At 71.8% G+C, this 17,768-nt stretch carries 19 protein-coding genes; 3 read left to right on the forward strand and 16 right to left on the reverse strand.

Annotated elements, in window-relative coordinates:
• Window positions 1-10: 10 nt before the first annotated feature.
• The 12 genes from ACFYM6_RS16500 to ACFYM6_RS16555 form a co-directional block, all read right to left on the reverse strand.
• A complete protein-coding gene (locus tag ACFYM6_RS16500; protein WP_387276237.1) occupies window positions 11-1,258 on the reverse strand; it encodes a Gfo/Idh/MocA family protein in 1,248 nt (415 codons plus the stop codon).
• Window positions 1,259-1,289: 31 nt separating this feature from the next.
• The gene (locus tag ACFYM6_RS16505) at window positions 1,290-2,360 is read right to left on the reverse strand and encodes a hypothetical protein (RefSeq protein WP_387276238.1); all 1,071 of its coding nucleotides are present in this window, start codon (window positions 2,358-2,360) and stop codon (window positions 1,290-1,292) included.
• 4 nt (window positions 2,361-2,364) lie between these two features.
• Entirely contained in the window at window positions 2,365-3,177 is an 813-nt protein-coding gene (locus ACFYM6_RS16510) for a carbohydrate ABC transporter permease (RefSeq protein WP_387276240.1), read from the reverse strand.
• Between the two features lie 92 nt (window positions 3,178-3,269).
• A complete protein-coding gene (locus tag ACFYM6_RS16515) occupies window positions 3,270-4,196 on the reverse strand; it encodes a carbohydrate ABC transporter permease (protein WP_387276242.1) in 927 nt (308 codons plus the stop codon).
• Window positions 4,196-5,479 carry an extracellular solute-binding protein gene (locus tag ACFYM6_RS16520; protein WP_387276244.1) on the reverse strand — a complete coding sequence of 428 codons (1,284 nt, stop codon included), beginning with the start codon at window positions 5,477-5,479 and terminating at the stop codon, window positions 4,196-4,198. Before ACFYM6_RS16520 ends, ACFYM6_RS16515 begins: the two co-directional genes overlap by 1 nt.
• 68 nt (window positions 5,480-5,547) lie before the next feature.
• The gene (locus tag ACFYM6_RS16525) at window positions 5,548-6,588 is read right to left on the reverse strand and encodes a LacI family DNA-binding transcriptional regulator (RefSeq protein WP_387276246.1); all 1,041 of its coding nucleotides are present in this window, start codon (window positions 6,586-6,588) and stop codon (window positions 5,548-5,550) included.
• 166 nt (window positions 6,589-6,754) lie between these two features.
• A complete protein-coding gene (locus ACFYM6_RS16530) occupies window positions 6,755-7,432 on the reverse strand; it encodes a DedA family protein (RefSeq protein ID WP_387276248.1) in 678 nt (225 codons plus the stop codon).
• A 31-nt stretch (window positions 7,433-7,463) separates the two neighbouring features.
• Complete coding sequence (locus tag ACFYM6_RS16535) at window positions 7,464-8,012, reverse strand: phosphatase PAP2 family protein (protein WP_387276250.1); 549 nt, start codon at window positions 8,010-8,012, stop codon at window positions 7,464-7,466.
• Window positions 8,013-8,115: 103 nt separating this feature from the next.
• On the reverse strand, window positions 8,116-9,528 hold the full coding sequence (locus ACFYM6_RS16540; protein WP_387276252.1) for a sensor histidine kinase: 1,413 nt from the start codon (window positions 9,526-9,528) through the stop codon (window positions 8,116-8,118).
• Between the two features lie 61 nt (window positions 9,529-9,589).
• Complete coding sequence (locus ACFYM6_RS16545) at window positions 9,590-10,267, reverse strand: response regulator transcription factor (RefSeq protein ID WP_073835446.1); 678 nt, start codon at window positions 10,265-10,267, stop codon at window positions 9,590-9,592.
• A gap of 120 nt (window positions 10,268-10,387) precedes the next feature.
• Complete coding sequence (locus ACFYM6_RS16550) at window positions 10,388-11,176, reverse strand: hypothetical protein (protein ID WP_387276254.1); 789 nt, start codon at window positions 11,174-11,176, stop codon at window positions 10,388-10,390.
• A gap of 78 nt (window positions 11,177-11,254) precedes the next feature.
• Window positions 11,255-11,800, reverse strand: coding sequence for a hypothetical protein (locus ACFYM6_RS16555; protein ID WP_387276256.1), 546 nt, complete (start codon window positions 11,798-11,800; stop codon window positions 11,255-11,257).
• Window positions 11,801-11,961: 161 nt separating this feature from the next.
• Between ACFYM6_RS16555 and ACFYM6_RS16560 the strand changes: the two genes are divergently transcribed.
• The gene (locus tag ACFYM6_RS16560; RefSeq protein ID WP_387276257.1) at window positions 11,962-12,555 is read left to right on the forward strand and encodes a nitroreductase family protein; all 594 of its coding nucleotides are present in this window, start codon (window positions 11,962-11,964) and stop codon (window positions 12,553-12,555) included.
• 64 nt (window positions 12,556-12,619) lie between these two features.
• On the opposite strand, the gene ACFYM6_RS16565 is transcribed toward ACFYM6_RS16560, so the two are convergent.
• Window positions 12,620-12,907, reverse strand: coding sequence for a DUF1905 domain-containing protein (locus ACFYM6_RS16565; protein ID WP_387276259.1), 288 nt, complete (start codon window positions 12,905-12,907; stop codon window positions 12,620-12,622).
• Window positions 12,908-12,911: 4 nt separating this feature from the next.
• On the reverse strand, window positions 12,912-13,565 hold the full coding sequence (locus ACFYM6_RS16570) for a DUF998 domain-containing protein (protein WP_387276261.1): 654 nt from the start codon (window positions 13,563-13,565) through the stop codon (window positions 12,912-12,914).
• A gap of 197 nt (window positions 13,566-13,762) precedes the next feature.
• On the opposite strand from ACFYM6_RS16570, the gene ACFYM6_RS16575 reads away from it, so the two are divergent.
• Both ACFYM6_RS16575 and ACFYM6_RS16580 read left to right on the forward strand, forming a co-directional pair.
• Window positions 13,763-14,989 carry a histidine kinase gene (locus ACFYM6_RS16575; RefSeq protein ID WP_387276263.1) on the forward strand — a complete coding sequence of 409 codons (1,227 nt, stop codon included), beginning with the start codon at window positions 13,763-13,765 and terminating at the stop codon, window positions 14,987-14,989.
• Complete coding sequence (locus ACFYM6_RS16580; RefSeq protein ID WP_387276265.1) at window positions 14,986-15,654, forward strand: response regulator; 669 nt, start codon at window positions 14,986-14,988, stop codon at window positions 15,652-15,654. The genes ACFYM6_RS16575 and ACFYM6_RS16580 overlap by 4 nt, the downstream gene beginning before the upstream one ends.
• A 173-nt stretch (window positions 15,655-15,827) precedes the next feature.
• Here ACFYM6_RS16580 and ACFYM6_RS16585 read toward each other — a convergent pair whose 3' ends face one another.
• Together ACFYM6_RS16585 and ACFYM6_RS16590 are read right to left on the reverse strand one after the other, a co-directional pair.
• A complete protein-coding gene (locus tag ACFYM6_RS16585; protein ID WP_387276267.1) occupies window positions 15,828-16,475 on the reverse strand; it encodes a response regulator in 648 nt (215 codons plus the stop codon).
• The gene (locus ACFYM6_RS16590; protein ID WP_387276269.1) at window positions 16,472-17,668 is read right to left on the reverse strand and encodes a sensor histidine kinase; all 1,197 of its coding nucleotides are present in this window, start codon (window positions 17,666-17,668) and stop codon (window positions 16,472-16,474) included. Before ACFYM6_RS16590 ends, ACFYM6_RS16585 begins: the two co-directional genes overlap by 4 nt.
• Between the last annotated feature and the right edge of the window lie 100 nt (window positions 17,669-17,768).

Consider the following 17,768-nt stretch of genomic DNA (forward strand, 5'->3'; position numbering starts at 1 on the left):
ATCTCCTCGGTCAGGACGGGCAGGCGGTGGCGGTGTGTGGCAGTCCGAGATGGACGGTGCGGTCCTCGCGGGCGGAGCGGGCGGCCGCGGCGGCGACGGTGACCGCCGTGGCGCCTTCCGTGATTCCGGCGGCGGGCCGGTCGCCGGTGCGGACGCAGCGCACCAGGTCGTGCATGGCGGCGCGCACGCTCTCGGCGTAGACGTACGGTTTGGCGGCCTCGCCGCCGAGGTCGAGGGTGATCCGGCAGTGGTGCGGCAACTGACGCTGCCGGCCCCGTTCCCGGGCGGCAGCCGGGCCGGCGTGCCGGTGCACCGCCACCGTCACGGCCGGGTCCCGCAACCGGTGGCCGTCGACGGCGAGCAGTTCCTCGGCGCGGGCCGGCAGGTGCTCGACCAGCGCCGCTCCGGCGTCGTCGGTCCAGAGGTCGATGGCGGCGTGGACGGGGATCCAGCCGGTCACCCGGGCCTCGGCGGTACCGAAGTCGATCCGCATGAGTTGCCGCTCGCAGCGGTGGGCGTGGCTGAAGCCGTGCGCGAAGGTCGCCACCGCACCGTCCGGGTAGCGGGTGGTGGCGACCGCCAGGTCGACCAGGTCGCCGCCGGGGCGGTGGCCGAGCATGCCCTGCACCGACTCGGGGGTCGCGCCGACGAGGGCGTCGGCGGCGTCGAAGAAGTGCACCCCGTGCTCGACGAAGATCCCGCCGCTGACCCGCTCGTCCCAGAACCAGTGCTCCGGGCCGAGGTCCTCGTCGCTGGCGTCGTTCTCGAAGGCGAGCCGCCGGACCGGACCGAGCAGCGGGTCGGACCGGTTGCCGGGCGGCGCGGCGAACCGGGGGTCGCGCAGCCGGGCCAGCGCCCGCAGCACGGGGTTGTAGCGCAGGACGTGGTCGACGACCAGGACGCGGCCGGTGGCGGCGACCGCGTCCCGGATGGCGAGGGCCTCGTCCTCGCTGGTGGCCAGGGGTTTCTCGGAGAAGACGTGCCGGCCGGCGCGCAGCGCCGCGAGCGTGGTCTCCGCGTGCCCGGCCGGCGGGGTGGCCACCACCACGACGTCCACGTCGTCGGCGGTGACCAGCGCCCGCCAGTCCGGCACGGGCCGGGCGGCCAGGTTCGCGGCCAGCCGCCCGGCCCGGTCGGTGTCCGGGTCCGCGACCACGGTCACCGTCACGTCCGGCAGGTCCCGCAGGGCGCCGGTGAGGAAGGTGGCGAAGCCGCCGGCCCCGACGACGCCGAGGCGCAGCGCGGCCGGGCCGGTCACCGGACCCGCCCCGCCGGCACCACCAACCCGCTCACCGGACACGGTCGAGCCGGGCGACGCCGATCTTGGCGTCGGCCATGCCGTAGAAGACGTACGGAACCCCGTCCACCTCCTCGATCGCGGTCGGGAAGACCACGTTCGGGACGGTGCCGGAGCGCTCGTCCTCGGTCTCGGGCACCAGGATCGGCTCGGCGGTCCGGGCCAGCACCCGGCCCGGGTCGGCCGGGTCGAGCAGCATCGCGCCGGCCGCGTACTCGACCTGCTGGGTGCTGGGGTCGAAGGTGTCGGGGATGTGGCCGGTCACCCCGTGGTGGATGAGCAGCCAGCCCTCCTCAACCCGCACCGGCGGCGGGCCGGCGCCGATCTTCAGCTCCTCGTAGGGGAACTCGGACAGGGCGACGCAGCGGTGGTCGCGCAGCCGCACCAGCGCCCTGATGTCGGCGTGCACCTCCTCGGCAGGCACGTAGGAGATCCAGATACCGGGCCGCTCGTCGGTGATCCCGGCCGGCAGGTGCACCCCCTCACCGGGCCGGAACCAGCCCAGGTCCCACATCGGCCGGTGCAGCATCGCGTAGCAGGGGCGGCCGTCCGGACCGGGCACCGGCTCGGGGAAGAAGACCGCGTCCTTGTTCGGAAACAGGTTCAGGTCGGTGTCCAGACCCGGCTGGTACGCGAACTGCACCGGACCGAGCCGGCGCCAGGTCCGCAGGTCGGTGGAGACGGCCAGGGCCAGGCGCGGACCCAGCGGACCGTAGGCGACGTAGGTCATCAGGTGGCGGCCGAGCCCCGGCACCCAGGTGGTGCGCGGATCCTCGACGCCGGCGTTGTTCAACCCGCGCTCCCAGCCCTCGTCGGGGGCGAGGACCACGCCCCGCCGGAGCACCCCGGCCGGTACGCCGTCGTGGAACTCGACCTCGGCGAGCCCCACCCGGGAGACGTTCCCCTCGGCGACCAGCCGCGGCAACAGGTGGAGTCGTCCGTCCGGGGTACGTCCACTGGCCGGGTTGAGCACCCCCTCGGCTTCCAGCGGCTCCCCCGGTTCGGGCGCCATGACGACGCCCAGCCGGGTGAGGGTGTACGGGACGGCGGTGGAGACAGTCAACGATTCAACCCTTTACGCCAGATCCGATGTTGGTCGAGGTGAAGTGCCGTTGGAAGGCGACGAACAGCGCCACCGCCGGGGCGGCGAGGACGCAGGCGCCGGCCAGGATCGCCCCGTACGGGTTGGCGGTCCGCGCGGCGACGTTGGTCATGTAGTTGGCGAGCGACACGGCCAGCGGTTGCATGTCGGCCTGCTTGGTGATCAGGAACGGCCAGAGGAACTCGTTCCACGGCCCGATGAACGTCAGGAGCACGGCGGTCAGCAGTGCCGGGCGTACCAGCGGCAGGGCGATCGACCACAGGATGCGGACCTCACCCGCGCCGTCGGTCCGGGCGGCGGCGAACAGGTCGTCGGGCAGCTGCAGGAAGAACTGCCGGAAGACGAAGACCGCCGTGGTGTTGATGGCGTACGGCAGGATCATGCCGAGATACGAGTCGGCCAGGCCGTAGCTGCGCACGATGAGCACATAGAGCGGGATCAGCAGCAGTTGGAAGGGCACCACCTGGACCAGCAGCACCAAGCCGAACAGCGCGCCCCGTCCGCGGAAGCTGAGCCGGGCCAGGGCGTAGCCGGCCAGCACTCCGAAGACCACCGTGGCGAGGATGACGCCGCCGGTGAAGATGCCGGAGTTGACCAGCGACCGGAGCAGGTCGATCCGCTCGTTGATGTCGCGGTAGTTGCCGAGGGTGAGGTTCGCCGACGGGAGGGCGCCGGCCGGCGAGGTGTCCGGCTCGGCCTGCAGCGAACCGATGAGCATGTAGTAGAAGGGGAAGAGGAACGCCACCGCGCCGGCGGCGAGCAGGATCGACCGCAGCACGGTCCAGCTGCGGCCGGAACCCCGTCCGCCCGCCGGGGGTTTGCCACGCCTCTCGACGGGACGCGGCGCGATGTCTGGCACGACGCGTGTCATCAGGGCCTCTCCAGGATCCGCCGGTTGATCAGCGAGACGACGACGACCCCGATCACGAGCAGCACGCCGATGGCGGCCGCGACATCCGGCTGCGCCTGCTCGATGCCGCGCTGGTACATCAGCAGCACCGGCGACGTGGACGCGCCGTTCGGCCCGCCGCCGCCAGTGAGCAGGTACGGCTCGGTGAACAGGTTCGCGCCGGTGATGGTCGCCACGATCACGACGAGCGTGGTGGCGGGACGGACCGCCGGCACGGTCACCGAACGGAACCGTTGCCATCGGCTGGCCCCGTCCACCGCCGCTGATTCGTACAGTTCGTTCGGCACGTTCTGCAACGCGGCCAGGTAGAGCAGGATGAAGAAGCCGAGCTGCTTCCAGGCGACGTAGACCGCGACGGTCGGCATCGCCAGGTGCTCGCTGACCAGCCAGGACGGGTCCGGCGCCAGCGGACCGAGGAGCTTGTTGACCAGGCCGCCGGAGTTGAACAGGAACAGCCACACGCCCACCACCGCGACGCTCGCGGTCACGTACGGCACGTAGTAGGCCACCCGGAGGAAGGTGCGTCCGCGGATGGCGCCGTTGAGCGCGTTCGCCAGCAGCAGCGCCAGGACGGTGGTGAGCGGCACGTTGATCAGGAGGAACACGATGATGTTCCCGAACGCCTGCCGGACGGCCGGATCACCGAGGACGGCGGTGTAGTTCGCCAGCCCGACGAACGGGCGGTCGACCGGCACGCCCGGTGCGGTGAAGAAGTAGTCGTGGAAGCTGATCCACACCGCGAACCCGAACGGGTAGGCGAACACCAGCGCGAGGAACACCGCGTACGGCGCGACGAGAACCGCGCCGACCGGGTGGCGACCGAGAACGGCCGCCACCCAGCGCTGCGGGCCGCGCCGGGAGACATCCCGACTGAGCGGCCCGGACATCAGGACTGCCCGGCCAGCCCGGTGGCCTTCTTCGCGGCCTCGGAGAACGCATCCGGCAGCGGCCGCTTGCCGAAGATGACCGACTCGGAGTACGCGTCGCGGAAGGTCTGCCAGATCGTGATGGAGTTGGCCACGTTCGGCACCTCGACGGTGCGTCCGGCCTGCTCGGCGAAGCTCTTGTAGGCCGGGTTCTTCGTGAAGTAGTCCGGGTAGGTCGAGGGCAGGTCGGCCCGCAGCGGCATCTGACCGGTGGCCTCCAGCAGGGCGCCGTCCTGCTCCTTGCTGGTGGCGAACTTCAGCACCTCCCACGCGGTGGCGCGGTTCTTGCACGCCGAGTACATGGCGACGTTCTTGGCGTCGCTGAAGGTCTTGACCTCGGCCGCGGGCTTGCCGGTGGAGGTCGGCACCGGGGCCGCCCCCCACTTCACCTTCTCGCCGTACACCGCGATCGCCCACGGGCCGACGATGGCCATCGCGGCCTTGCCGTCGGCGAACGAGTCGCCGTTGTACTTCTCCTTGGGCGCGAGACCCTCGTTGTAGAGCTTCTTCCAGAACTCCGCGACCCGCAGCCCTTCGGGCGAGTCGAACTGGGCCTTGCCGTTCTCGACCAGCTGCTTGCCGCCGGTCTCCGCGGCGAACAGCGGGTAGTAGTCGAACCACGACTGGAAGAACTCGCTGCTCGGGGCCGGGTAGATCGCGGCCGGCGCGGCGCCGGACGACTTGATCTTACGGGCGGTGGCGAGGAAGTCGTCGTACGTGGACAGCGGCGGGTTGTCCTGGTCGACGCCGGCCTTCGCGAGGATCTCCTTGTTGTAGAAGATCATCACGGGGTTGGACTTCCACGGCATCTGGTAGAACTTGCCGTCGGCGGACTTGTACTGGTCGGCGGCGGCACCCGTGCGCTGCTTGATGTAGTCGGCGGCACCGTCGAAGCTGTCGAGCGCCACGAGCCCGCCCTGCTTCTGGAACTGCGGCACGGCGGCCGGGGCGGTGTTGAAGATCAGGCACGGCGCGTTGCCGGCGGTGATCGCGGCGCCGATGACCTCCTCGGAGGACTTGCCGGCGGGGATCTCCTGGGCGGTGATCTTCTGGTCGGCGTGCTGGCCGTTCCACGCCTCGACCATGGCCTTACCCCAGGCCAGCTCCTCCTTGTTGTTCGACAGCCAGATGGTGATGGGCCCCTTGGCCGAGGAGTCGGCCTTGGTGCCGGAGCCGCCGTCACCGCAGGCCGCGGTGAGGCCGAGGGAGAGGACGAGGAATGCGGCGGGGACGGTACGTCTCATATCGGTCTCCGATCTCGACTGCCGTGACGGGGGGCTGACCAGGCCAAGGCGATGCCCGGGCGGCGTGGTCACGGCGCTTGGTGTGGTGTGGGTGGTGGTGGAGCGGTGGAGGCCCGAACGACGAGCTGCGCGGGAGGCATCTCGACGTCCGGGCCGCCGGTGCCGTCGATGAGATCGAGCAAGGTACGGGCGGCGACGCCGCCCCAGCCGGACGGATCGGTCCGGACACTGGTCAGGGCCGGGCTGATGTGGGCGGCCAGTTCCGTGTCGTCGAAGCCGGTGACGGAGAGCTGGCCGGGTACGTCGAGGCCGCGTTCCCGGGCCACCGCCATGCCGGCCATCGCCATCACGTCGTTGGCGTAGATGATCGCGGTCGGCGGGTCGGCCAGGTCGAGCAGGTGCTGGGTGGCCCGGGCCCCACCGGCCGCCGAGAAGTCGGAGGGCACACAGGGACCGGGGGGCAACCCGGCATCCCGGAGCGCGTCCTCCCAGGCGTCCCGCCGTGCGGAACCGTGCAGGAAGTGTTCCGGACCGGCGACGTGGGCGACGTGCCGGTGCCCCAACTCGACCAGATGCCGCACGGCGGCGGCGATCCCCGGCCGGTCGTCGACGAGCACCGCCGGGAACGGGCTGGCCACGTCGGGACGGCCGAGGGTGACGGCGGGCAGCCGCAGCTCCTTCAGCAGGGCGATCCGCGGATCGGCGATCCGCAGGTCCAGCAGGAACACCCCGTCCACCCGCCCGTCGGCGGCCAGCCGCCGGTAGCCGTCCTCCTCCGCCCGTTGGCTGGTGACGACCTGGAGGACCAGCGCCTGGTTCCGCTCGGCGAGGACGCGTTCCACGCCGGCGATGAAGGCGGGGAAGAACGGGTCGGCGCCGAGCAGCTCCGGCGGGCGGGCGAGCACCAGGCCGACCGCGAACGCCCGGGAGGTGGACAGCGCTCGGGCGCGGTGGCTCGGCGTCCAGCCCAGCTCCTTCGCCACCGCCAGGATCCGCTGGCGGGTCTCCTCGGCCACCCCGGGCCGGCCGTTGAGGGCGAAGGAGACCGCGCCCTTGGAGACTCCCGCGGCACGGGCGACGTCGGTGATCGTCGGTCGACGTTGGGCCACCAACTCGGCCTCCCTCCCGTGCCGCCAGGTCCGGAGCGACCACTCGGCCGCTAAACCGGTTTGGGTGATGCTAGACCGGTTTAGCGGTCGGATCAATGGCTGGCTCCGTTACCGCTGGAGGTAAGCGGCCCGGGTTCTGGACCAGCGCGTGCGACCCTGGCCTTGGTCAGGCCTTCGGCACCCTCGCCGTATCCAGAGGATCAACCTGGGCGGCCCGGCGACGGGACCGCAGCAGTTGGATGCCGATGGGCAGGACCGAGACCACGACGATGCCGATGAGGATGATCTCGATGTTGGACCTGACGAAGGCGATCTGGCCGAGGAAGTAGCCGAGGACCGTGGCGCCCACTCCCCACAGCGTTCCGCCGATGACGTTGAAGATCAGGAACGTGCGGTAGTGCATGCGGGAGACGCCGGCGATGATCGGGGTGAAGGTGCGCACGATGGGCACGAACCGGGCCAGCACGATCGATCGGGCCCCGTAGCGGGCGAAGAACTGGTTGGCCCGCTGCACGTTCTCCTGCTTGAACAGCCGCGAGTTGGGGCGGCGGAACAGAGCCGGGCCGACCCGCTTGCCGAACAGGTAGCCCACCTGGTCACCGGCGATGGCGGCCACGGCCACCAGCAGGCAGAGCAACCACAGCGGCTGGTGCAGGTAACGGCCGTCGGCGACGAGCAGCCCGGCGGTGAACAGCAGCGAATCGCCCGGCAGGAAGAACCCGATCAGCAGCCCGGACTCGGCGAACACGATGGCCAGGATGCCGATCAGTCCGAAGGTGGAGATCAGCCACTCCGGGTTGAGGACACTTGGACCCGCAGCGAGCAACGGCTGGGGCGATGGCACGGGCACCTCCAGGACGGCGGGGGACGTGGGGCTACCGACCGACGGTCGGGCGCGGGCTCCGCTGCTGTGCCCACCGGTTGTACGCCCGCCCACCGGCGTGGACGACGGCGACGGCGGCGGCAGCGATGAACACGCCGGCGAGAATGTCCGCCGGATAGTGCACCCCCGCCCAGATACGGGCGAATCCGATGATGGTGGCCAACACCGTCAGCGCTACCCCCCACCGCCAGGACAGAAACGTCCCCACCGCGAACGCCACCGCGAACGCCGCCGTCGCGTGGTCGCTGGGCAGCGACGGCCCCGCGGCATGCGGAATCAACTGATGCACCGAATGGGTCTGGAACGGTCGCACCTCGGTGCTGACGGCGGCGACGACCTGCCCGACCACGAACGCCACCGCGAGCGCCCCCGCGACCCGCACGACGGCGGCTGGGCGCGCCCGCACGCTACGCAGCACGGGGACCGCCGCCACGACGCCGAGGACAAAGATCAGCCACATCGCCGACCACTCGAAGATGTCATCGATCGGGTCGCTGCGCCCGGCTGCGGCGTTGATCAGCTCGAACAGGTGGTAGTTCATCCCCCGACCACGCTTCCTGGTCGACCCGGCTCCCCCGTACGGCCGGCTGCCGCCAGCCTGCCCGCCAGCACCTGAGAGGACCCTGAAACGGACGAGGTCAGGGTCAGTGCGACAAGGTGCCGCAGCTGAGCGGCAGGAGGATGCGGACCCTCAGGCCCGGTCCGGGCACGACCTGCACGGTGCCGCCATGCGCGGCGACGATCTCCCGGGTGATCGGCAGCCCGAGGCCGCTCCCGCCGTCGGCGCGGGCCCGGCTGTCGTCCAACCGGACGAACCGGTCGAAGATGCGCTCCCGCTGGTCTTCGGGCACACCCGGCCCGTCGTCGCCGACCTCCACGCAGCCCCACCCGTCCCGTACCGAAACGTGCAGCACCACCTGGGAGCGCGCGTGCCGGGCGGCGTTGTCGGTCAGGTTTCGCAGCGCCCGGCTGAGGTCGTGCGCGTCGCCGCTGACCCGTACCGGGGCGAGGTGGGCACGGACGGTCAGGTCGGGCCGGCGGGCGGCGATCCGGCTCCGCTCGGTGTAGGCCAGGTCGTCCAGATCGACGTCGTCATGACCCCCGGTGGCGCCCAGCTCGTCGATGCGCGCGAGCAGCAGGAGATCGGACACGAGGCGGCCGAGGCGCTCCGACTCGAGGCGCAGCAGCCCGACCAATTCCTCGGTGGCGGCGGTCCGCGGGCTCAGCGCCAGCCGGTCCAGCCCGGCCTGCAGGGTGGCCAGCGGGCTACGCAGTTCGTGGCTTGCGTCGGCCACGAACCGCCGCTGGCTCGCCGCCGCCGTGTCCAGCCGGTCGAGCATGCTGTTCATCGTCTCCGCGAGCGCCGCCACCTCATCGTCGGCGGTCGGTACCGGAACCCGGGCATGCAGGTCGCGGGCGGTGATGCCGGCGACCCGGCGACGGATCGCCTCGACCGCGTGCAGCGACCGGCCGACGAACAGGAACACCGCCGCGCCGACCACGAGCAGCATCGGTGGCAGTCCGGCGATCAGGATGGCGGCGACCGCCTCCGTGCTCTCGTTCACCGGCCGCAAGGACTGCGCCACCAACACGGTCGTGGTGCCCGAGCCGACGGCGACCCCTTCGGCGACCACCCGGTACGGATCCTCGTCGGCGAACGGCAGCAACCGCTGCTCGCGCAGCACCTCGCCGGGGCGAGGGCGTAGCGGGGACAGCGGCGCGGCGCCGCCAAGCGCGGCCGAGGCCGCCTCAACCCGACCGGAGGGGCCGAGGACCTGCACCAGCGTCTGCTCCCCCGGGCTGGGCTTCAACGTCTGAGCGATCGCCGCCTGGTCGCCGCCGGCCACCGCCGAGGCCACCTCGGCCGCCCGCTGCCGGGCGGCGGCGTCCACGTTGCCGACCAGGTCCATCCGGGCCAGGTAGACGAAGGCCGCCGCGCCGACGGCAAAGGCCAACGCCACCACCACCGCGGCGGCCAACGCCGAGCGCAGGCGCACCCCCAGGCGCCTGCGCACCCACCGGACCGGGTCGCTGAACGACCCGCGCCTGCCTGCCATTTCCGCAGCGTAGGCACCGCCGGCCGGAGAAGGCACGGAGAGGCGAGTAGTGCGTTTTCCGTCAGCCGCCATCGGCCGCCAACCGGTACCCCATCCCCCGCTCGGTCTGGATGGCCGACCGGCCGAACGGCTGGTCGATCTTGCGGCGCAGGTAGCCGATGTACACCTCGACGATGTTGGGATCGCCGTCGAAGTGGGCGTCCCAGACGTTCTCGATGATCTGGGTCTTGGACACCACGTCCCCGCGATGGCGCATGAGGAACTCCAGCAACGCGAACTCGCGGGCGGTGACGCGGACCGGTTGTCCGGCGCGGGCGACCAGCCGCCGCGCGGGGTCCAGCGTCAGGTCACCGGCGGCCAGGACCACCGGGCGTGCGGGGGCACCCCGGCGGACCAGGGCGCGGAGCCGGGCCACCAGCACCACGAAGGAGAACGGTTTGGTCAGGTAGTCGTCGGCGCCGAGGTCGAGGGCGTCGGCCTGGTCGTACTCGCCCTCCTTCGCGGTCAGCATCAGCACCGGCGTCCACACGCCGCGCGACCGCAACTGGCGGCACACCTCGTAGCCGCTGAGACCGGGCAGCATGATGTCGAGCACGACCACGTCGTAGGCGTTCTCGCTAGCCGCCCAGAGCCCGTCCGGGCCGGTGTGCTGCACGTCGACGGCGAGACCCTCCTCGACCAGCCCCGCGCGGATCACCTCCGCCAGAGCGGTCTCGTCCTCGACGACAAGCACTCGCACCAGTTCCGCTCCCATCCTGTCTCCAGACCCGCGGTTGCCCTCGGGCCGACGTCGCCTTCCCGCCCGGCGGCACCACCGGGCGACGCCGGCCCTGGGCATGTTGGGGCAGCGACGCCTCGGTCACCGCCGCGCTGCCAGATCCCTCTCGTCGCGGTTGACGAGCGGTTGCGACGCATCCCGCCTCGTCACGCCCAGGTAGCCGACCAGAACAACGATCGTCGCCAGGAACAGACCGCTGGTGATCACCGGGCCGACACCGAGGCCACCTTCGTCACGCCCCTGCGAGAGGTAGTCACCGAGCGACGCGCCGAGCGGGCGAGTCAGCACGTAGGCGATCCAGAACGCCAGGATCGGGTTCAGCCGCGACCCAGCGTACGCCGCCCCGACCACGGCGATCAGCGCGGCGAAGATCAACCCGGAGCGCCAGTAGCCCAGGTTGAAACCCTCGGACAACAGATCGCCGGCCGCCGTGCCGAGCGCGAAGGTGAACAGGATCGCCGCCCAGTAGAAGCCCTCCCGGCGGGCGGTGACAATCGAGTGGATCGACAGAGTGCCCTCACTGCGGTACCAGATGGCGAAGGTGCCGGCGAGGGCCACGGCGAACACCGCGGTGCTCGCCTCGAGCGGGACGCCGAGGCTGTCGGTCAGATTGTCCGTGATCAGCGTGCCGACGATGCTGACCAGCACCACCGCCAGCCAGTAGATCCCCGCCACGTACCGCCGGGTCCGGAACTGCCAGACGAGCACCGCGGCCAGCGCGACGGCCATGACCAGCGTGGTGCCGGTCAGGCCGAAGTGAAGGTTGACGTTGAGAAAGTCCGCCGCCGTCTCGCCCACCGTGGTCGAGAGGACCTTGATGATCCAGAAGTAGACCGTGACCTCGGGGACCTTGTTGAGCATCTGTCGCATTTGTGGTGATTTGCTAAGGGTCATGCCCCGCAAACTTCCACGTCCATGCTGAGAGCAGGCTGAACCGGCACGGACCGGTCAGCGGGGCGACACCCGCGCTCGGAACAGCGCCATGACCGCGTAGCCGAGCAGCAGCACACCGACGCCGGTGCCGACGACCGGCCCCACCAGCGCGGACGAGCCGAGCCCGACGAACAGACCGACCAGCGCGACGAGGCACACCGCGAGGCCGAGCGGCCGCAGCAGCCGATCGCGCAGCACCGGTGCCAGCGGCAGGAAGTGCAGGCCGACGACGGCGCTGACGAGAACCGGAGTGAACGCCGACCAACCCGCGAGCGCGAGCAGCCAGGCACCGAGCCCGGCCAGGGCGAACTCCACGCCGACGATGAGCAGGTAGCGCCGGTCGGCGGCCCGGTCTCGCGGCGGTGCACCGGCGTTGCGACTACCGGCACCGGCGACGACAGCGCCGATGACCGCGGTCAGCAGGGCCGCCACACTGCCCAGGAGCAGCACCGTGTGCAGCGGCGGCTCCGCCTTCGGCACGCTGAACCAGAGGGCCGCGAAGACGCCGAGGTACAGCGCGGTCAGTCCCGCCTGCCGACGGGTTCCGGTTCGTGTCGTCATCCCGCCCCCGCAGATCGCTTCACCGCCCGACCATTCGACCGACGGCTATGATCATATGGTGCCTCACCAGCGCGTCGGTCATGAGGTGACGCGACCCAAGCAGCCGCCGGCCCGGACCGAGTGGGGCCACGTGGAGCCGACTGAGCAACTAGGTTGCGGTCATGGATTTTCAGGATGTTGTCCGGCGGCGACGTATGGTGCGCAGCTACGACCCGGACCGACCGGTACCCCCCGACGTCGTCGAGCGCATCGTCCACAACGGGCTGCGGGCGCCGTCGGCAGGTTTCGCCCAGGGCTGGGGCTTCCTGGTGCTCGACCACCCGGCCGACATCGCGCGGTTCCGGGACGCGGTACGGCCCGAGGAAGGGCCCGAGAACTGGTTCGCGGCGCGGGTCGAGTCCCCGCTGCTGATCGTTCCCCACTCGAACAAGGACGCCTACCTGGACCGCTACGCCCAGCCCGACAAGGGGTTCGCCGACCGGTCGGACGCCTGGTGGCCCGCCCCGTACTGGGACATCGACACGGGCATGGCGTCGCTGCTGATGCTGCTGACCGCGGTCGACGCCGGACTGGGCGCGTGTTTCTTCGGCATGCCGGTGGACCGGATCGACGCGTTCCGCGAGGCGTTCGGCGTGCCGCCGCAGTTCACCCCGATCGGAGCGATCTCGATCGGCTACAGCGACGAGCCGCCCCGCGACCTCCGCAACCGGCGCCGCCCGGCCGACGAGGTCGTGCACCGAGGCCGGTGGAGCTGACCGGTCGAGTGGTCGCGACGGCGGCGGAGTGCGGGCGCGGCGAACACCCCGCACTCGTCGCTGTTCACACGTCCAGGGTGAGCCGGACCGTCACCTCCTCGCCCACCTCGAGCTCTTCGGCCTTCCGCACCGACGCCTTCACCGGCACGATGTACCGCCCGTCCTTCGGGAACAGCGACGTCCGCCAACTGGTGCTCCCGATGCGCGCCGCGACCGGGATCATCCCCCAGCCGTAGGTCACGGCTGCGGAAGCCGCTTCCAGCGCACCGCACTGCTCGTCCGGAACGGTGACGAAGTGGAACGGCGCGGGGCCCCGCCAGAACCACAGCTCGCCGCTGAACTCCAGGTCCATCCGGTCAGCATAGGAGTCGCCCGGTTCCCGCCGAGGCGCGCGTGAGCCGCACCGCGACCGCGACGGTCCAGGCGAGCAGCGGGAACACGGCCACCCGTTCCATGCCGCCGACGCCGAAGCCGAGGTCGACCTGGGCCAGGAACAGGGCCGTGCCGGCCAGGCCGGCCAAGCCCAGCGCGAGACTGTCCTCACGCATCGCGCCCAGCACCGGCGACCGCCGGGCCAGCGACGCCACCAGCATCCCGACGTTGCCCAGTACGAAGATCAGCAGTGCCGCCAGGAAGTGGTTGTTCTCGTGCACGTCCGCCGGATACGCCCCGGCCAGGACGTATCCGCCCGCACTGGCGAGCGTCAGCACCTGTGCCGCCCGGGTGGCGAGCCCACGGCCGAGCGCCGACCAGGTGAGCAGCACCCCGAGCGCGAGCAGCAGGCCGGTGACGATCATGGCGCCGGTCATCGCCGCATGCCACGGCGAGCAGACCTCGCGCGGGCGGGTGGTGTCCCACACCCCGCAGGTCACATTGCCCAGGTCGCTGATGTTGTGGGTGGCCCAGCTGAAGCGCGGCTGCCGCCACGCCAGCCCGGTGATCACGTTCGCGGCCAGGAACAGCGGTGTGGCCAGCAGCCAGCTGTACGAGCCCAGGCGATGGATACGCATGCGCCCAGTCCACCGTTCTGCGCTGGACGTCGCACTGGGCCCAGTGCGTCAATGTCAGGTAGGGCTGGGCATACCCGAAGAGTGGATCCAGCCGGCTGGGCCCGCCGGTTACGCCTGGCTAGCGTCTTTCGCATGACCTTGGGCAGACCCCTTCACCTGGCGGAGGCACTTCGCCGACGCGGCTACCTGATCTCCGCATGGCCCTGGCGCGCGCTGGCGTACGCCGTCACCACCGTGCCGGTCGCCGGCGTGCTGGCGGTCGGGCTGCTCGTCGTCGGGGCGCCGTTGCTGGCGGTGGTCAACGCGGCACGGCAGGGCCGCCCCGTCGCGCTGCCCGTCGTCCTGTTCCTCACCGTCGTCGGCCTCGTCGTGCTGGCGCTCGCCCCGATCGTGAGCATCCCGGTGACCGTGCTCGAACGGTGGCGGCTCGGCGTCGTCGACCCGCGCCCACTGCCCGAGCGCAGCTTCCGGGCCTGGGGGCGCGCTACACCAGCGCCGCGGCCTGGCGGGAGGTCGCCTACGCATTCTTCCTGGGCGGCGTCGTGCCGATCGCGTACTGGCTGTTCACGCTGCTCGCCCTGCTGGACCTCACGCTGATCGCCAGCCCCTGGCTGGCCGGCGACGCCGACCATGTCGTCGTGGTCTGGAGCACGGTCGACACCGCCCGCCAGGCGATCCCGTACGCCATTGTGGGCGTCCTCCTCGTCCCGGTGCTGTGGTATCTGGCCGGGCTGCTCGTCGCCGTCCAGGCGGCGCTGGCCCGGTGGCTGCTCGGCGGGCCGCCCGACGAGCGGGCGGCGCTGCGGGAGGTCACCCGCTCCCGGGCCCGCCTGGTCGACGCGTACGAGGCGGAACGCCGCCGCATCGAACGCGACGTGCACGACGGCGCACAGCCACGGCTGACCAGCCTGACCCTGCAACTGGGGCTGGCCCGGCTCGACGTGCCCGAGGACTCACCCGCCGCCCGGCCGTTAGCCGTCGCGCACGAACAGGCCAAGGACCTGATGGTCACGCTCCGGCAGATCGTGCAGGGCATCCGCCCGCAGAACCTCACCGAGCTCGGCCTGGCCGGCGCCGTCCGGGAACTGGCCGGCGAGGCCACAATCCCCGTCGGCGTACGCGCCGACCTCACGCAGCCGGTGCCGGAACTGGTGGAGACCACCGCCTACTTCGTGGTGTCGGAGTCCCTGGGCAACGTCGCCCGGCACGCCCACGCGGCCCGCGCCGAGGTGCGGCTGACCCAGACCGATCGCCACCTCGTCGTGGAGGTCGAGGACGACGGCCGGGGCGGCGCGGACCCGGCCCGGGGCACCGGCCTGACCGGCCTCGCCGACCGGGTCGCCGCGGTCAACGGGCGGTTGCTGCTCGCCAGCCCGGCCGGCGGCCCTACCCTCGTTCGGGTGGAGCTGCCGTGCCGTCGATGACCCGGGTCGTGCTCGCCGAGGACGAGGTCCTCCTGCGCGAGGGCCTCGTCGGCCTGCTGACCCGGTTCGACTTCGAGGTGGTCGCCGCCGTCGGGTCGGCGCCGGACCTGCTGGACGCGGTCCGCGCGCACGAGCCGGACCTGCTCGTGACCGACATCCGCATGCCGCCGCACCATCGCGACGACGGCCTGCGGGCGGCCGTCGCCCTCCGTGCGGAGCGGCCGCACCTGGCCGTCGTGGTGCTGAGCCAGTACGTGCAGACCGAGTACGCCTCCGCGCTGCTCGACAGCGGCGACGGCCGACACGTCGGCTACCTGCTCAAGGACCGGGTGGCCGACGTCGCCGAGTTCGCCGACACCCTGCGCCGAGTCGTCGACGGCGGCACGGCCATCGACCCGGACGTCGTCCGGCAGCTGCTGCACCGCCCCCGCGATCCGCTCGCCGCCCTGTCCGCCCGCGAACGCGAGGTGCTCGCGCGGCTCGCCGAGGGCCATTCCAACGCGGCGATCGCGGCGAAACTCCACGTCACCGAGGCGGCGATCGGCAAGCACGTGGGAAACATCCTGACCAAGCTCGACCTGCCACCCAGCGACGACACCAACCGGCGGGTGCTGGCGGTCCTCACCTACCTGCGTACCGATCCGTCCCGGCGCGACCGGCGGTGATCGTCGCCCGCTCCGGCGCCCTCGACCGGGCGGTGCCGGCTCACCACCTAACGGCGGGCTGAGCCGGCCGTTAGGTGCTGTCACCTCACCGAGGCCCTCCCCTGCGGACGGGCCGCTGCCCGCCCTCCACCTCAGCCACCACTGATGCGGAACTGGAGCCGGCCACGTCCCGACTAGGGAATGAGCCCGCGGCGGCGGCCTTCGGCGACCGCGGCGGTGCGGTTGTCGACATTGAGCTTGCTGAACACCTGGACGAGATGGGACTTGACGGTGGCCTCGGTGATGAACGTGGCCCGGGCGATGGCGTGGTTGCTGTGGCCCTCGGCGACCATCTGCAGGATCTCGAGCTCGCGTGGGGTCAGCGCCCGCGCGGGAGCGCGTACCCGGGTGATCAGGCGGGTGGCGATGGCGGGGGCGAGCACGGTCTCGCCCGCGGCGGCGGAGCGGATGGCGGTCAGCAGGTCGTCAGGCTCGGCGTCCTTGAGCAGGTATCCCGTGGCGCCGGCGGTGATGGCGGGCAGGATGTCGGCGTCACTGTCGTAGGTGGTCAGGACCAGCACCCGTGGTGGTCGCGGGTGGGCCAGGATCCGCCGGGTGACCTCCGCGCCGTTGATGCCTGGCCCCAGGTGCAGGTCCATGAGGACCACGTCAGGAGCGCTGTCTTCGACCTGTGCGATCGCGTCGACGCCGGTGGCGGCCTCCCCGACGACCGTGATGCCCGGATCGGCATCCAGCGCCGCCCGCAGCCCGCGACGGACGATGGGGTGATCGTCGACGATGAAGACGCGGATCGGCTCGGCAGGACGGGGCGCGCGGGTCACGACGAGTCCCCTTCGATAGGGATGGCAGCGCTGATCGCGGTGCCCTGTCCGGGAGCGGATTCGACGACGAGCGTGCCACCGACGGCGGCGAGTCGGCGGCGCATGGTGGCCAGGCCCAGACCGGTGCCGGTCGTGGGGCTGAACGGCTGGTCGGGGTCGAACCCCCGCCCGTTGTCGACGACGTCGAGGCTGACCGCCCCGGGCAGGAAGGTCAGGGTGAGGTCCACCCGGTCGGCCGCGGCGTGCGCCCGGACGTTGGCGGTGGCCTCCTGTCCGACCCGGAGCAGGGCGACCTCCACCGGGGTGGGCAGTGCGTAGGGAAGGCCGTCGACGGTGATCCGGGCGTCGAGGCCGAGGCGGCGGTTGTCGTCGACCAGGTGGCCGAGCGCCTCGGTGAGCGGGCGGCCGGCCAGCGGGGCGGGGGTGAGGGCACGGAGGAGGCGCCGCGTGTCCTCCAACGCCGACTGCGCGGCCTCGACGGCGGCGTCCAGTTGGCGGTGGGCGGCCGCCGGAGCGTCCGGCCAGCGACCGGCGGCCGACTTCACCAGCAGGACGATCGTGGACAGGCTCTGGGCGACGGTGTCGTGGATCTCGCCGGCGAGCCGTTCGCGCTCGGCGAGCATGCCGGCGTGGCGCTGTGCGGCGGCGAGCTGGCCCTGCGCGGCAGTGAGGTCGGCCAGCAGCCGCGCGGCCAGCTCGTTCTGCTGTCGGAGATCCCGGTAGACCGTCATGATCACGACGGCCACACCAGCGCCGATGACCGGGCCGAGCACCGCGGGAAGAGTCAGCCTGCCCTGATGTGCCGAGAACGCGGCGACCGCCACCGCCGCCAACCCCGCGACGACCAACGGCCCGAGCACTCGCGGGAGTAGCTGCATGGCCAGCAGGAACAGGGCGAACGCCAGCCACACGAAGTCCACCGACAACGCGGCCAGCCCGATCCAGCCGGCGGTGAGCCCGGCGAACCACAGCCCGGCCACCACCGGTCGTCGAGCGCGCCGGGCGAGTACGACGCCCAGCAGGTACCACAGGGCCACCACCGCCACAGCGGTGACCAGCACGCCGACCGGTGGACGGCCGGACCCCGCGGCGCGTACGGCGTCAACCAGCAGCAGCGCGACGAACAGGACGTGCTCGGCCCGACGGAGCAGGGTCAGCGTGACCGCCGCGACACGCGGCTGCTGGTGATCCATGGCCCAGTCGACGGTAACGGCCGACGACCGGCCCGACCCCCAACTTTTGATGGGTTCACCCATGCCTCTTTCGTCTCCGCACGTCCCAGCCCCGGTCCGA

The sequence above is a fragment of the Micromonospora sp. NPDC006431 genome (genome assembly GCF_042870725.1).
Classification (GTDB): Bacteria; Actinomycetota; Actinomycetes; order Mycobacteriales; family Micromonosporaceae; genus Micromonospora.

What these genes read in the sequence shown, in the direction of transcription:
- ACFYM6_RS16515 (WP_387276242.1), bottom strand. Translation starts at nt 4,196, where the DNA reads ATGTCCGGGCCGCTCAGTCGGGATGTCTCCCGGCGCGGCCCGCAGCGC.
- ACFYM6_RS16520 (WP_387276244.1), bottom strand. Translation starts at nt 5,479, where the DNA reads ATGAGACGTACCGTCCCCGCCGCATTCCTCGTCCTCTCCCTCGGCCTC.
- ACFYM6_RS16535 (WP_387276250.1), bottom strand. Translation starts at nt 8,012, where the DNA reads ATGAACTACCACCTGTTCGAGCTGATCAACGCCGCAGCCGGGCGCAGC.
- ACFYM6_RS16540 (WP_387276252.1), bottom strand. Translation starts at nt 9,528, where the DNA reads ATGGCAGGCAGGCGCGGGTCGTTCAGCGACCCGGTCCGGTGGGTGCGC.
- ACFYM6_RS16550 (WP_387276254.1), bottom strand. Translation starts at nt 11,176, where the DNA reads ATGCGACAGATGCTCAACAAGGTCCCCGAGGTCACGGTCTACTTCTGG.
- ACFYM6_RS16555 (WP_387276256.1), bottom strand. Translation starts at nt 11,800, where the DNA reads ATGACGACACGAACCGGAACCCGTCGGCAGGCGGGACTGACCGCGCTG.
- ACFYM6_RS16560 (WP_387276257.1), top strand. Translation starts at nt 11,962, where the DNA reads ATGGATTTTCAGGATGTTGTCCGGCGGCGACGTATGGTGCGCAGCTAC.
- ACFYM6_RS16565 (WP_387276259.1), bottom strand. Translation starts at nt 12,907, where the DNA reads ATGGACCTGGAGTTCAGCGGCGAGCTGTGGTTCTGGCGGGGCCCCGCG.
- ACFYM6_RS16570 (WP_387276261.1), bottom strand. Translation starts at nt 13,565, where the DNA reads ATGCGTATCCATCGCCTGGGCTCGTACAGCTGGCTGCTGGCCACACCG.
- ACFYM6_RS16575 (WP_387276263.1), top strand. Translation starts at nt 13,763, where the DNA reads ATGGCCCTGGCGCGCGCTGGCGTACGCCGTCACCACCGTGCCGGTCGC.
- ACFYM6_RS16580 (WP_387276265.1), top strand. Translation starts at nt 14,986, where the DNA reads ATGACCCGGGTCGTGCTCGCCGAGGACGAGGTCCTCCTGCGCGAGGGC.
- ACFYM6_RS16590 (WP_387276269.1), bottom strand. Translation starts at nt 17,668, where the DNA reads ATGGATCACCAGCAGCCGCGTGTCGCGGCGGTCACGCTGACCCTGCTC.